This is a genomic window from Enterococcus sp. DIV0876 (assembly GCF_050529585.1).
In the GTDB taxonomy this organism is placed as follows: domain Bacteria; phylum Bacillota; class Bacilli; order Lactobacillales; family Enterococcaceae; genus Enterococcus_D.
In genome coordinates this window covers 2,314,866-2,328,648 of sequence record NZ_CP172882.1, presented here as the reverse complement: position 1 = coordinate 2,328,648, position 13,783 = coordinate 2,314,866, and the positions used below count along the sequence as shown (strand labels likewise).

Sequence of the window (13,783 nt, the reverse complement as noted above, 5' to 3'; positions counted from 1 at the left end):
CCTTAATTTTGTTGGAGATTTGTGGTAGGATTAAAAACAATAGCGAAACAATTGCTTACACTAGAGGAGTGATCATTTATGGCAGATGTCAGTCAACGATTCAATCAAGAAGTATATAAAATTGCTGTGTCTTTGATCCGTAAATTTGATGAACGGGTATCATCGATTCCGGATATTTTAAAATTGACTCTGGGAGAGCCTGACTTCAATACACCTGAACACATCAAGCAGTCCGGTATGACGGCTATTGAAGAAAATTTTAGTCATTATTCAGGAATGGCGGGGCTTTCCGATGTTCGAGAAGCTGCCAGTGTATTTCTTAAAACAAAATACCAACTAGCGTATGATTATCAATCAGAAGTGTTGGTGACGATTGGGGCAACAGAAGCTATATCTGCTTCTTTATTGGCTGTTCTTGAACCAGGAGACAAGGTTATTCTGCCAGCACCTATCTATCCAGGGTATGAACCAGTCATCACATTGGCCCACGCGACGCCTATTTATTTAGATACGACTGACAATGATTTCGTTTTGGCGCCGGAAGTGTTAGAAGCTGCCTTGCAAGAACATGGGGATCAAGTCAAAGCAGTCATCTTGAATTATCCAAGCAATCCAACAGGTGTTGTTTATACGCGAGAAGAAGTCAAAGCGTTGGCAGATGTACTAAAAAAATATCCGGTGTTTGTCATCAGTGATGAAATATATTCAGAACTGACCTATGATGAACCGCATGTGTCGATTGCCGAGTACTTGAAGGATCAGACGATCGTGATCAATGGGTTATCAAAATCACATGCGATGACTGGATGGCGAATCGGTTTTATCTTTGCTCCGGCCATTTTGACCGCCGAAATCATCAAGGTGCATCAATATTTGGTGACAGCTGCTTCAACGATCTCACAAAAAGCCGCTGTTCGGGCATTGGTTGAAGGCATCAATGATGCTGAAATAATGAAAGCTGATTATCGTGCCCGACGTGACTATTTATTTGAACAAATGACTGGGTTAGGGTTTGATATCGCCAAGCCATCTGGGGCATTCTACCTATTTGCCAAAATACCCACTGGTTTTAACCAAGACTCAATGGCCTTTTGTGTCGATTTGGCAGAGAAAAATCAGCTGGCCATTATTCCAGGGATTGCTTTTGGGCCTGAAGCAGAAGGTTATGTGCGTTTGAGTTATGCTGCAAGTATGGAGAATCTGGTCGAAGCAATGAAGCGTCTGACTGATTATATAAACAATCATCAATAGAAAAAAAGAGCAGATTCTGCTCTTTTTTTATTCTTATCATTTATGCTGGCTTGCAAAACTAATTGAAGGTACATCTTATCTTTACAAAAGATTTACATCTCTCAATCAATTCTTTACATGAAATCTATCAAGGGTTTACACCATCTTGCTAAACTTAGCCTATAACGAAAGGAGATTTATCGAATGAAAAAATTGGGGCTTTTATTTTTTGCAACAGGATTATTATTAGCAGGCTGTGGCAGCAGCGGTGACAGTGCCGATAGCAGCCAAGCGGCCAGCGGATCGGCTTCTTCCGGTAGCGCAGCAACAGAAAATGTAGAAATTTTAGCAGTCGGATCAACTGCATTGCAGCCTTTGGTTGAGGCAGCCAGCGAAAGTTATGCATCAGAAAATCCCAACTATACAATTACAGTCCAAGGTGGCGGAAGCGGAACTGGTTTAAGCCAAGTGGAAGCCGGTGCTGTGACGATCGGTAATTCCGATGTCTTTGCAGAAGAAAAAGATGGTGTTGATGCCAGCAAATTGGTTGACCACAAAGTGGCAGTGGTAGGCATGGCACCTGTTGTTAACAAAGAAGTTGGTGTGACCGACATCAGCAAACAGGATTTGATCGGTATCTTTACAGGGAAAATCACCAACTGGTCTGAACTAGGTGGTGCGGATCAAGAAATCGCCGTGATCAATCGGGCTTCAGGCAGTGGTACACGTGCCACATTTGAAAAATGGGGTCTAGACGGCGCCGAAACGATTCAAACACAAGAACAAGATTCATCAGGTACAGTCCGTAAAATCGTTGCTGAAACGCCAGGCGCCATCAGCTACCTAGCATTGTCATATCTAGACGATACGATTCAAGCATTGGCAATAGATGGTGTGGAAGCTTCTGCTGAAAATATTGCGGATAATCAATGGACCATCTGGTCTTATGAACATATGTATACCAATGGTGAACCAGATGCCAATGTAAAAGCATTTCTTGACTATATCTTAACAGATGATGTACAACAAGGCGTGGTCAAAGAATTGGGTTACTTGCCAATCACTGATATGAAAGTTGAACGTAGTGTCGATGGCGATGTGACAAACGTCGAATAATACATGCATGCCCCCAGCGTATCTTCTTGGAAGAGAAGATGCGCTTTTTTTTGTGTTTTTCCCTATCCAAAAGCTGCAAAATAGCTGAAGGAGATTCAGGAAGTCGAAGGCAATGAATGTCCAAGCGGCCTTATTCGCCTATTTATCCAAAAGAGCGTATAAAAAATGCGCTATTTGTGGTTTTTTCGCTTTTTTTCTGTAAAATAGAAGCAACGGCGTATGAAAGGGGAAAAGGATGAATAGGCGTAAACGAAAGCAAATGAAAATCGGGTTATATGCAATAGCATTATTTTTTATGGGGACACTGGGGATCAACGCTGACACAACACAGACAACCACTGGCACACAAAGCAGTACGGCTATATCTTCTGACAGCAGTACACGCCCACGTACAGAAAGTACTTTAGGCAGTGAAAGCAATACGAGTGAAAGTACGGAAGAAACGGCAAATAACACGACAACAAATTCTTCACAGACAGAGGAATCAGCTGTCGAGTCCAGCTCAATTGATGAAACAGAAGGAACAATAAGCGAACCACAGGAGTCAGATGACCAAATCTATTATGATACCAGTTTAGGATTGGATCCAACCTATCGCAGTCGCTCCGATATCAAGGTCAGTCTGGGACGCACCGCGCGTGCTGCAGCTACTGTTCCGTATATCGAAGCAGGAGATCCAACGACACCTAGTCAAGACTTTATTGATATTTCTTCTCATAATGGTTTGATCAGTGTAGACCAATTCAAAATCATCAAAAGCTATGGCGTATCTGCTGTCGTTGTAAAATTGACTGAGGCAACATCCTATCAAAATCCATTAGCTGCATCACAGATCGCCAATGCCAAAGCAGCAGGTTTGATCGTGCATGCCTATCATTATAGTTGGTATACCACGGAAAGTGGCGCCAGGGCAGAAGCGGATTATTTTGTCAGCTATGCCAAACAATTGAATTTACCGACATCGATGTTGATGGTCAATGATTATGAAGAACCAAATATCAAAAATAAAGCCAATCACACGGCATTGGCACAAGTCTTTGAAAATCGGTTGAAAGCATTAGGCTATACGAATACGCATCATTATATCGGTATCTCATGGATCACAGAAAAGGTCATCGATCCGGACGTTTTAGGCAAGAATAAAGTCTGGATCGCCCAATATCCATATGAACCAGTGGGACAAAAACACACCGAATACAGTGCATGGCAATGGACATATAATGTAACGTTCCCTGGTGTATCCGGCACCTTTGATATGAATTCCGACTATAATAAATACTTTATTAGTCAAGGCCAAGGCGGCGCAATCACCGATGGACGTTATGCAACGATCACCAAAGATAATTATACGATTTGGCAAAACTTCTCATGGACCAAAAAAGCAGATTCAAAGGCCTATCTGGGACAAACATTACAAGTCAAAGTTCGCTATGAGCATATCAATGGCAGCACCTATTATTCACTGTATGACAACCAAGGAAAATGGATCGGCTATATCAATGCCGGAGGAACCAAGGTTGCAACAGGTGCACAAGGCAATTGGCAATCAAAAAACGCCTATGTGAAGTTCAAACAGCAAGACACGATCTATCGTGATTTCAGTTTTAATAAAACGACAAAAGTTACAGCCGCCATGTTAAAAAACACCTATAAAGTGACTGGGACTTACCGTCATTTCAATGGCACGACCTATGATTCAGTCTATGATCTAAATGGTACGTGGATTGGTTATATCCCAACGACCAAACTAACTGTACAAGGCAATCAAGGCCCCGCTATATCAGATGGCCGCTATGTGACGATCAAAAGCGGGAATTACTCGATCTGGCAAAATTTCTCGTGGAAATTGAAATCATCCAGTAAAGATTACTTGAATCAAACATTTTTAGTCAAAGTGCGTTATGAGCATTTGAATGGCAGTGTGTATTATTCATTGTATGACAACAAAGGCACCTGGTACGGCTATATCAACGCCACCGGTACAAAGACCGCTAACAATGCGGGAGGGGCAGCAATTTCTAGCAGTAAATATGTCACGATCTCAAGCAAGAATTATTCGATTTGGCAAAACTTTTCATGGAAAGAAAAAAATAAAAGCAGCAAGTTATTTGGCCAAACCTTCCAAGTCAAAGTCTATTACAATCATTTTAATGGCAGTGTGTATTATTCATTGTATGACAACAAAGGCACCTGGTACGGCTATATCAACGCCAATGGTACAAAGACCGCTAACAATGCGGGAGGGGCAGCAATTTCTAGCAGTAAATATGTCACGATCTCAAGCAAGAATTATTCGATTTGGCAAAACTTTTCATGGAAAGAAAAAAATAAAAGCAGCAAGCTATATGGCCAAACTTTCCAAGTCAGAGTCTATTACAATCATTTTAATGGCAGCACCTATTATTCATTGTATGACAACAAAGGCACCTGGTACGGCTATATCAATGCAAATGGGACCAAAGCTGCCAAATAGTACGACTGTTGTTTTAGGCATATCTAAAGAAACCACGACGCAAACAATCATTGTCTGCGTCGTGGTTTTTAATCTGTTGTTGGTAATGTCAATGTAAAAGTTGTGCCAATATTAGGAAAGCTGTCTACTGAGATCGTCCCACCCAAAATCGTCGTGTAGTCTTTAACGATTGCTAAACCTAAGCCAGTACCACCAGAATTGCGGGCACGGGCTTTATCTACGCGGTAAAAACGTTCAAAAATACGTTCTTGGTCTTCTTCAGCAATCCCGATCCCTTGGTCTGCTACTTGCAAAATCAATTGCGCATTGGTCATTTTGTAAGAGAGTGTGATATTGCCGCCTTGTTTTGCGTATGTCACAGCATTTTCTATCAAGTTTTTGACAATAGGCTGCAACAATTCTAATTTGCTTGCTATGGTCAGCTTTGTTGGGCCGTGCACCTCAAATGTCAACTGTTTTTGATCGGCGACTGTTTTGTAAGTTTGGCAAATGCTTGCCACCAGTGCGGCAACATCAATCGTTTGATTTTCATAAGCGAAAGAATCGCTGTTCTTTGACAGTTGGATAATTTCTTGGATCAGGTTTTTTAGGCGATAGGCATCTTTTTGTATAATCTCCAAGAAAGCCTGCAATGTCTCTGGATCTTCTTTGGCACCATCCAATAAAGTTTCGGTAAAACCAATCAAAGAAGTGACAGGGGTTTTCAATTCATGGGATACATTGCCGACAAAATCTTTTTGCATCTTCTCTAACTGGCGAATTCTAGTCAAATCATACGCCAAGCCGATCCGTTGATTTTCTTGAAAAGAACGTAGCGTAATATCCAATACCCTTGGACGGTCACTGCTTAGTGTCGTTTCTGCATGCAGGATTGGCGTGTGTTCTGAAAACTGATAAATCAACTGGATCAATTGCGTATCATGAATAACTTCGGTAAATGGCACCGGCAAAGATGGCAAATGATCGATCCCTAATTGATCTTGCATGGTGGGATTCAGCAGTAACAAACGATCCTCTTCATCAATGATAAAGACACCGATCATTAATTCTCCTAATAAATCATAAAGTTGTGCTTCTGAAGCAGCATACGCACGGTAAGTTTGACTCATTTGTTCGCTTAACTGATTGATCATTTGATACAACTCATCATGTTCTGGCGTTTCTTGCATAATAATTGCTTGTTGATCAGGGGATGAAATCATTTTTTTGATAACCGGTAAAATTGTTTGGACCGGTCGATTTCTTTGGCGCAATGTATGGAAAATCAGGATACTGACAAATAAACAAAAGAGCATGTAAACAATCAGAATCGATCGTTCGATGGACTGGCTTTTGGCAAAAAAAGCCGCCGTCGGCTCAGCGATACGCAAAATTTGCGTTAGATTGCCGTCTTCTTTGATCGCCACTGCGACATAGAGCAATTCTTCATGCAACGTATCACTTTCTCTCAGTGATTGGCCAACATTGCTGCCCCGCAAAATAGCTTTGACTTCAGGTCGATTCGCACGATTTTCGTGCAATGTACGGTCATAGGTATCGTAAATGATGGTTCCTGTAGCATCCATTAAAGTCATCCGACTATTGCTGTCTTGGACATAGGCATCAGCAAATTGTTGCAATGTATCGCTCTGAATTTGCGAAAGAGAAAGAAAAATCGAGGCTTTTTCTTCTAAAAAATCAGCTTGTTGTGCAATGACTTGCTGGCGATAAAAACTGCTCAATAGCTGCCAGCAAAGCAAAAATACGATCAATAAAATCGTTGCCCAAACACCATAGCCAAAGCGCTTTTTCATTTTTCAGGCTCCTGAAATTTATAGCCGAATCCACGAACTGTCAATAGGTATTCTGGCTGTTTTGGATCTCTTTCGATTTTTTCTCGCAGATGGCTGATATGGACATCAACAATGCGGCTTTGGCCATCAAAGTCAAAATTCCAGATTCGATTGAGTAATGTATCGCGATCAATGACCCGACCTTTGCGTTTCATAAAGTACACTAAGAGTTCAAACTCTTTGGGTGTCAAAAAGATTTTCTCTCCAGCGACAGTGACTTGATAATTGGTGAGATCTGCGCGAATTTTGCCGACCTGAATGATTTCCGCAAGATGATCTTCCTCACGGACAGCTCTAGGTTCTAGTCTTCGTGAGATTGCTTTGATTCGGGCCAAAACTTCTCTAGGACTAAAAGGTTTCGTCAAATAATCATCCGCACCAATCTCTAAGCCTAATATCCGGTCGATTGGATCATCTTTGGCAGTCAACACCAGGATCGGTGTTTCAACTTTTTCTTGGCGTAATTTTTTTGTGATTTCTATGCCATCCATTGAGGGCAGCATGACATCCAAAATGATAAAATCAAATGGTTCCGCAACAGCCAATTCGAAGGCTTCCTTACCGTCAGCTACTGAAACCACGCGGTAGCCTTCTTTTTCTAGATTAAAGGTTAAAAGTGTGACGATCGAAGGTTCATCGTCCACGACGAGAATTTTTTTCATAGTTACTCCTTTGGTTTCTTTTAAGAAACAAATCATTTTCAACGAACTAGACCTATTTTAGCACGAATAGGGAATTGGTACTATTGTATCGGCTAAATAAATGCTATAATAGAGGACGATTTCATCGAAAGCAGAGGTGTTTGAATGATTGGGATCAGTGCCTGTCTTGGCGGCGCATTATGTCGCTATGATGGAAAAAGTCAAACAGTGCCTCGGTTGATGATGCTTGTACAAGAAGGTCGCGCAATCATGGTCTGTCCCGAAGTTTTAGGCGGTTTGCCGATTCCTAGAGAGCCGGCTGAGATCATTGGCGGAGATGGCGTAACTGTCTGGCAAGATCGAGCAAAAGTGATCACTGTTTCAGGACGAGATGTGACCCAGCACTTCAAAGACGGAGCGGTCTTGGCTTATCAGAAATTACAAAAATTAGGGATCGATCAGTTGATACTAAAGGAAAAAAGCCCCTCATGTGGTAGCCGAATGATCTACGATGGTCAATTCTCTGGTATCAAAAAGTCCGGTGTTGGTGTTGCTTGTGCGTATTTTCGACAACAAGGCATGCAAGTCATGTCAGACGTCGAATGGCTTGAAAGCTTGGAGGAAGCAAATGGAAATTGAAAAAACCAATCGAATGAACGCATTGTTTGAATTTTATTCCACATTGCTGACAGAAAAACAGATGAATTATATGGAGTTATATTATGCGGACGATTTTTCTTTAGGTGAAATTGCAGAAGAATATCAAATCAGTCGGCAAGCTGTCTATGACAACATCAAACGTACTGAACGTATTTTGGAAGATTACGAGAAGAAATTGCATTTGTTTTCTGACTATATCATGCGTGAAGCATTACTTGAACAACTCACAGAATATACCCAAACCCACTATCCAAAAGATGAAACATTACAAGGGTTTATCCAACAGTTCCAAGAAATTGAAGAATAAAGGAATGAATAAAAAATGGCATTTGAAAGTTTAACTGAGCGCCTTCAGCAGGCGATGAGCAAGTTACGCCGCAAAGGAAAAGTATCCGAAGCTGACGTAAAAGAAATGATGCGTGAAATACGTTTGGCGCTGTTAGAAGCCGATGTAAATTTACAAGTCGTGAAAGAATTTACCAAAAATGTTCGTGAGCGGGCAATTGGTGTTGAAGTGTTGGAAAGTCTATCACCCGCACAACAAATCGTCAAAATCGTGGATGAAGAACTGACCAAAACATTAGGTTCTGAAACAGTCGGCATTGAAAAATCGCCGAAAATCCCAACGATCATTATGATGGCTGGGTTGCAAGGGGCTGGGAAAACGACCTTTGCCGGCAAATTAGCCAATCACTTGATGAAGACTGAAAATGCGCGTCCATTGATGATTGCAGGAGATATTTATCGACCAGCAGCCATCGATCAATTGAAGGTATTGGGTCAACAATTGAATGTACCTGTTTTTGACATGGGCACAGATGTCAGCCCTGTTGAGATCGTGCGTCAAGGATTGGCAGTTGCAAAAGAAAAGAAAAATGATTACGTCTTGATCGATACTGCCGGTCGTTTACATGTCGATGAACAACTAATGGACGAATTGAAACAAATCAAAGACTTGGCACAACCAAATGAGATCTTGTTGGTAGTGGATGCCATGACTGGGCAAGATGCTGTCAATGTCGCTGAAAGCTTCAATCAACAATTAGGTATCACCGGTGTTGTTATTACTAAATTAGATGGTGATACACGTGGTGGTGCTGCGCTATCTATTCGCCAAGTAACTGGGGCACCAATCAAATTTACTGGTACCGGTGAAAAACTGACTGATTTGGAAGTCTTTCATCCAGATCGGATGTCTAGTCGAATCTTGGGAATGGGGGATATGCTGACCCTGATCGAAAAAGCCCAACAAGACTACGATGAGAAAAAAGCCGAAGAACTTGCGCAAAAGATGAAGGAAAACTCTTTTGATTTCAATGACTTCGTTGAACAGATCGACCAAGTCATGGGTATGGGTCCAATCGAAGACTTGCTGAAAATGATCCCTGGAATGAGTCAAATGCCAGGCATCGAAAATGTCAAAGTTGATCCCAAACAAATTGCCCGTCAAAAAGCAATGGTCTATTCCATGACACCAGCTGAACGGGAAAACCCTGATCTCTTGAACCCAAGTCGCCGCCGCCGTATTGCAGCAGGTTCAGGAAATAGTGTCGTTGAAGTCAACCGCATGATTAAACAATTCAAAGAATCCCGCAAAATGATGCAGCAGATGAGCAAAGGCAATATGAACATTCCTGGAATGGATCAAATGTTCGGTGGCGGCGTCAAAGGCAAACTAGGTAAAATGGCAATGAACCGTATGGTCAAGAAACAAAAGAAAAAGAAAAAGAAACGGAAATAATTCTAGAGTGAATTCCTGCATAAGCACATCACTCAGCCCTCTATCCATATCCATACTCATTTCAGGCAGCCTGTGATCCATTGGCTGTCTGTTCTTGTCAGGCAAGCAAATCATTCGTACTTTCTATTAGATGGTGCTACTATTGTTTTATAGAAAAGATGAGAGGAGCATTGACGATGACAAACAAAGATCGTGTAGAAGGTAAAGTAACCGAAACAAAAGGCAAACTTACGGGGGATGACTCCGAGGAATTAAAAGGCAAAGCGCAAAATAAATATGGCAAAGCCAAAGACAAAGTTGAAGATTTTGCGGATGACGTATCACGGAAAGTGAACGACTTCTTTGATAAGAAAGATGACGACAAACGCATTTAATTGATAAAACAACCCCCGCTCCTATTAAAGTGAGCGGGGGTCTATTTTTGTTCTTTTTCAATCATTGTAATGAAAAATCGATCACGACTGGATTATGGTCAGAGTATTCAAATGCGCCATCATGGACAGCAACGTGTTCGACAGAGATATTGTCAGACACCATGAATCCATCTAAGACGCTGACGTATGAGACTCCTGGTTCGTACGGAATATCTAATTTACGGGTAGTTGGAACGCCATCTTGGGCGATGGTGCCTTTTGGAATGGTAAACCCATTTGGTAATGTTGATTCTGGAAAGGGTTGATCCCAACTATGCCGCTCAGCAGTCGTATTGAAAATGGTTGGACTATTTCCAAGCATGTCATGGTTAAAATCTCCACCAACCAGCACATAATTCCCTGCTTGATAGGCATCGGTCATGACATCATATAATTTATTGATTTGGGCTTCTTGCACGGCTGGATCATCAGTATAAGCGGATAAATGGACATTGATCGCAATCAATTCTTTCCCATTGGAGACCGGAAGATGACTCACCGAAAAAGCCCGGTCCAAGTCAAAAAATTTATTGAAATTGGTTTCGATCGGTAGTGAGTAACGGATGGCTTCTGTGATGTCGCTCTGGGCAAGGGTGACGATCCCAGAAGTTGCTTTACCGATTGGATCCAAGAATGGATAAAATAAATAGGCAGACTGGTAATTCTGGGCATACACATTGCTACTGCTGGCAAATTGTTGCTGCAAAAAAGCGACCTCGTTGACATGTCGAGAACGATCACCTTCTTGATCAACCTCTTGGAAAAATGAAATGGTTGGATCGATTGTTTTCGCTGTTGCAGCGACACCAGCCATATTGTTTTCGACAGTTGCTTGGTCTTTGGCTCTGGCGCTTTTGCCACCATCCATAAAAAATGTATAATCTGCTGTATAGGCACCATAGCCAATATTAAATGTCATGCCACGGTAGCTTTGATTTGTAGACAATAGTTCTTGATTGTTTCTTTCAGGTGTTAACTCTTGATTATCATCGATGCGGTGATAACTTAAAAATAAATAAGCAATGTAGCAAAGCAAGGCCACGATAATCGCACCAAAAACCACACCTAAATAAAGCACTATTTTTTTCATTTTTTCCCTCCTCTGTTCCTATCATACAAAAAAGCCCATAGAAAAACCAGCTTTACTGAAAACGTAAAACTGGTTCAAAAAGTAGCTGAGAGTTATGCAATCTTGTTTCGGCGTTTATACCACCATTTCATTAATGCTTTTGGATAAACCATCAGCAAACTGATCACAAGGCAAAAGAGGAGCATCATCACTAAGCCAATGATGATTCCTTGATAGGTATCATGGTAATCCTCATATAAATTGATGTAAAAAAATCTGTGTGGAATATAATTCGACATCGCCAAGTAGAACCAAGTACCCAGTGCCATTAACCAGTAGGCAGTTGACCTTAAGGCTGGAACAGTGACATAGTCGCCTTCATTATCTAGGGACAAGCGAAGGAATATTTTTTCTGCCAATACGAGTAATAGGATGATCAAAGAAGCATATAGAAGGTAAGCCCACCATTTATAGGAGATACCTTCTGGCCAGTCGATCCAGAGTGTAAAGGAAGGATAGGCATCTTGATCGCCTGTGAAAATCAAATGATATAATTGATAACAACTGCTATAAAAATAGCTGCCCATCGTCGATAAAAATAGAATAAATAAAATGGAAAGTGGACCAGAAATCAAATTGCCTAAGGCGATACCGAAAAACATACCCACAACAAAGACCAATAGATTCGTAAACAATGTACTCAACCCAGATAACAGCATATCTGATAAGGAAACCGCAAAGTAGGGCTGTCCGATCATCCCAACTCGGATCAAACAATTACCGATGAGACCAATGGCCAAAGTGCCAATGATCGGCAACAAAATAAACAGTATTTTTTTTCGGAAAATCTCTTTTTTGTATGCAGGCAATGACAATAAAAAGCGTGTGAAATTGGTGCGATAGTCGACAAAAAATACGAGGAAGCCAGCAATAAATAAAAAGACCAGTAAGATTTCCGATTGGGCATAACTAAAGTTGTTATAGTTCATCTCACTTTCATCAGTACTCTTTTTGATGGTCAACATATCTTGTCGATAGTCATCGATCGAATCATAAAGAATTTCTTTCTCTCCATCATAGCTTTTCACATAGTAGTTAGGATGGTTCGTATACTCATCAACAAATTCATCTGAATACAAATAAGTATATTGACTGTGCCAGTCCTTTTGGCTTTGCCACCCAGTGCCAAGATATAAAGCCGCGATCAATAAACAAACACCAATCAGTGCTTTACCGTAACGTCTTTTGAAAATTTGCATCAACATAGGGTCACCTTTATCCTTTCATCAATGTTTCTCGGCTAAGATTGGCCTCAAACAAGTCTTCTAGTGTCAGTGGGAGTTCTTCAAACAATAAAGGATCTAAACGGCGGATATCATCGGCCAATCCTTGATCATAGTGTTCAAACAATGCCACCAAGACCCGCCCTTGTTTCTGGATCAATTTCGCATGCTGTTTGATCAATGGCGGTACTTGTTTGCTGCGAAAGACCAATTGGATTTTGCGGGCATTCTCCCTCAAAGTTTCTAAGCGATAATCGGCTTCGATCGTTTTGCCTTTGATCAATAGTGCCCGATCAATGATTGTTTCCAATTCATTTAAATTGTGAGAAGCAATCAATGCAGTCCGTTGGCTTTCACCCAGATTTTCTAACAATAGACCAACAACTTTTTTACGCACGATCACATCAAGACCATCGAAAGGTTCATCTAATAATAAAAAGGGTGCATTGGAGGCAATTGCCAAGATCATTTTATATAACCCTTGCATTCCCTTGGACATGCGACGGTAGGAATGGTTGAGGGGTAAACCATGAAGTTGCATGGTTTCCAAATATAGATCTTGATCAAATTGTGGATAAGCCAGCCGGTAAAATTGATTGATTTTTCTTAATGAATAGGCATTTAAGAAGTTTTCTTTTTCATCAATATAAAAAATCTGTTCCCTGAAGTGCGGGTGGAGATCCAAACGTTGATTTTCGATGGATATCTCTCCATCGTCTAGTAGATAGTGCCCCGCGATCGTTCGAAATAAAGTGGTTTTCCCTGAACCATTTCGGCCGATCAAACCCACAATCTCCCCTCGGCCTAAAGTGAAATTGACATCTTCTAAGATGGTTTGCTGCTCAATCATTTTTGTTAGGTGTTCGATCTTCATTGTGGTTCTCCCCCCAGTTCTTCTTCAAAAGTGATTAGCCATTCCGTGATTTCTTGTATACTGAGTTGCAGGTGCCTAGCCTCGATCACGAATTCTTTCAACCGTTCTTTGAGTTGCTGGATCCGTAATTCATCTCTAGGCAAATTATTGATTTCTTGGACAAAGGTACCTTTGCCTTTGATCGTGACTAGAACTTGCTCCGTTTCTAGCACTTTGTAAGCTTTACTGACTGTATTTGGGTTCATCAACAGCGTTTTAGCCATTTCCCGAACAGAGGGGATTTGATCCCCAGCCTGTAAAACCCCATTGACAATATCTTCTTTGATACTTAATACCAATTGTTCATAATAAGGCTTGCTGCTGGTCTTGTTGATCGTGACCATGGTTACCAGCTCCTTTCGTTTATGTGTACTAGTATACGTAGTACACTAGTGAAAGTAAAGCGTTTTAT

Annotated in this window: 13 protein-coding genes; 7 read left to right on the top strand and 6 right to left on the bottom strand. The window is 41.2% G+C overall.

All coding sequences use genetic code 11. The features are described 5' to 3' along the window. The first annotated feature begins 78 nt into the window (after nt 1-78). The 3 genes from IGI41_RS11055 (at nt 79) to IGI41_RS11045 (ending at nt 4,819) form a co-directional block, all read left to right on the top strand. A complete protein-coding gene (locus IGI41_RS11055) occupies nt 79-1,251 on the top strand; it encodes a pyridoxal phosphate-dependent aminotransferase (RefSeq protein WP_430609819.1) in 1,173 nt (390 codons plus the stop codon). Nucleotides 1,252-1,434: 183 nt separating this feature from the next. After that, a complete protein-coding gene (locus IGI41_RS11050) occupies nt 1,435-2,346 on the top strand; it encodes a phosphate ABC transporter substrate-binding protein PstS family protein (protein WP_430609818.1) in 912 nt (303 codons plus the stop codon). A 259-nt stretch (nt 2,347-2,605) separates the two neighbouring features. Beyond that, entirely contained in the window at nt 2,606-4,819 is a 2,214-nt protein-coding gene (locus tag IGI41_RS11045) for a GH25 family lysozyme (protein WP_430609817.1), read from the top strand. A 68-nt stretch (nt 4,820-4,887) separates the two neighbouring features. Here the strand turns inward: IGI41_RS11045 and IGI41_RS11040 are convergent, their stop codons facing one another. Beyond that, on the bottom strand, nt 4,888-6,612 hold the full coding sequence (locus IGI41_RS11040; protein ID WP_430609816.1) for an ATP-binding protein: 1,725 nt from the start codon (nt 6,610-6,612) through the stop codon (nt 4,888-4,890). After that, nucleotides 6,609-7,313, bottom strand: a complete 705-nt coding sequence (locus tag IGI41_RS11035; RefSeq protein ID WP_430609815.1) for a response regulator transcription factor — start codon at nt 7,311-7,313, stop codon at nt 6,609-6,611. Before IGI41_RS11035 ends, IGI41_RS11040 begins: the two co-directional genes overlap by 4 nt. Before the next feature lie 144 nt (nt 7,314-7,457). Between IGI41_RS11035 and IGI41_RS11030 the strand changes: the two genes are divergently transcribed. From IGI41_RS11030 to IGI41_RS11015, 4 genes are all read left to right on the top strand, one after another. Then, a complete protein-coding gene (locus IGI41_RS11030; protein ID WP_430609814.1) occupies nt 7,458-7,931 on the top strand; it encodes a DUF523 domain-containing protein in 474 nt (157 codons plus the stop codon). Beyond that, nucleotides 7,921-8,259: a putative DNA-binding protein gene (locus IGI41_RS11025; protein ID WP_430609813.1), complete on the top strand. Its 339-nt coding sequence runs from the start codon at nt 7,921-7,923 to the stop codon at nt 8,257-8,259. Before IGI41_RS11030 ends, IGI41_RS11025 begins: the two co-directional genes overlap by 11 nt. 15 nt (nt 8,260-8,274) lie before the next feature. Then, complete coding sequence (gene ffh / locus IGI41_RS11020) at nt 8,275-9,693, top strand: signal recognition particle protein (protein WP_430609812.1); 1,419 nt, start codon at nt 8,275-8,277, stop codon at nt 9,691-9,693. Between the two features lie 176 nt (nt 9,694-9,869). Next, the gene (locus IGI41_RS11015; RefSeq protein WP_430609811.1) at nt 9,870-10,067 is read left to right on the top strand and encodes a CsbD family protein; all 198 of its coding nucleotides are present in this window, start codon (nt 9,870-9,872) and stop codon (nt 10,065-10,067) included. Between the two features lie 61 nt (nt 10,068-10,128). On the opposite strand, the gene IGI41_RS11010 is transcribed toward IGI41_RS11015, so the two are convergent. The 4 genes from IGI41_RS11010 to IGI41_RS10995 all read right to left on the bottom strand — a co-directional run bounded on the left by IGI41_RS11010 (nt 10,129) and on the right by IGI41_RS10995 (nt 13,715). Beyond that, nucleotides 10,129-11,196 carry an endonuclease/exonuclease/phosphatase family protein gene (locus tag IGI41_RS11010; protein ID WP_430609810.1) on the bottom strand — a complete coding sequence of 356 codons (1,068 nt, stop codon included), beginning with the start codon at nt 11,194-11,196 and terminating at the stop codon, nt 10,129-10,131. 92 nt (nt 11,197-11,288) lie between these two features. Next, complete coding sequence (locus tag IGI41_RS11005; protein ID WP_430609809.1) at nt 11,289-12,434, bottom strand: ABC transporter permease; 1,146 nt, start codon at nt 12,432-12,434, stop codon at nt 11,289-11,291. A gap of 16 nt (nt 12,435-12,450) precedes the next feature. Next, a complete protein-coding gene (locus IGI41_RS11000; protein WP_430609808.1) occupies nt 12,451-13,332 on the bottom strand; it encodes an ATP-binding cassette domain-containing protein in 882 nt (293 codons plus the stop codon). Continuing rightward, entirely contained in the window at nt 13,329-13,715 is a 387-nt protein-coding gene (locus tag IGI41_RS10995) for a GntR family transcriptional regulator (RefSeq protein WP_430609807.1), read from the bottom strand. Before IGI41_RS10995 ends, IGI41_RS11000 begins: the two co-directional genes overlap by 4 nt. Nucleotides 13,716-13,783: the final 68 nt, after the last annotated feature.

What these genes read in the sequence shown, in the direction of transcription:
- IGI41_RS11045 (WP_430609817.1), top strand. Translation starts at nt 2,606, where the DNA reads ATGAAAATCGGGTTATATGCAATAGCATTATTTTTTATGGGGACACTG.
- IGI41_RS10995 (WP_430609807.1), bottom strand. Translation starts at nt 13,715, where the DNA reads ATGGTCACGATCAACAAGACCAGCAGCAAGCCTTATTATGAACAATTG.
- IGI41_RS11055 (WP_430609819.1), top strand. Translation starts at nt 79, where the DNA reads ATGGCAGATGTCAGTCAACGATTCAATCAAGAAGTATATAAAATTGCT.
- IGI41_RS11000 (WP_430609808.1), bottom strand. Translation starts at nt 13,332, where the DNA reads ATGAAGATCGAACACCTAACAAAAATGATTGAGCAGCAAACCATCTTA.
- IGI41_RS11040 (WP_430609816.1), bottom strand. Translation starts at nt 6,612, where the DNA reads ATGAAAAAGCGCTTTGGCTATGGTGTTTGGGCAACGATTTTATTGATC.
- IGI41_RS11025 (WP_430609813.1), top strand. Translation starts at nt 7,921, where the DNA reads ATGGAAATTGAAAAAACCAATCGAATGAACGCATTGTTTGAATTTTAT.
- IGI41_RS11010 (WP_430609810.1), bottom strand. Translation starts at nt 11,196, where the DNA reads ATGAAAAAAATAGTGCTTTATTTAGGTGTGGTTTTTGGTGCGATTATC.
- IGI41_RS11030 (WP_430609814.1), top strand. Translation starts at nt 7,458, where the DNA reads ATGATTGGGATCAGTGCCTGTCTTGGCGGCGCATTATGTCGCTATGAT.
- IGI41_RS11015 (WP_430609811.1), top strand. Translation starts at nt 9,870, where the DNA reads ATGACAAACAAAGATCGTGTAGAAGGTAAAGTAACCGAAACAAAAGGC.
- IGI41_RS11050 (WP_430609818.1), top strand. Translation starts at nt 1,435, where the DNA reads ATGAAAAAATTGGGGCTTTTATTTTTTGCAACAGGATTATTATTAGCA.
- ffh (WP_430609812.1), top strand. Translation starts at nt 8,275, where the DNA reads ATGGCATTTGAAAGTTTAACTGAGCGCCTTCAGCAGGCGATGAGCAAG.
- IGI41_RS11005 (WP_430609809.1), bottom strand. Translation starts at nt 12,434, where the DNA reads ATGCAAATTTTCAAAAGACGTTACGGTAAAGCACTGATTGGTGTTTGT.
- IGI41_RS11035 (WP_430609815.1), bottom strand. Translation starts at nt 7,313, where the DNA reads ATGAAAAAAATTCTCGTCGTGGACGATGAACCTTCGATCGTCACACTT.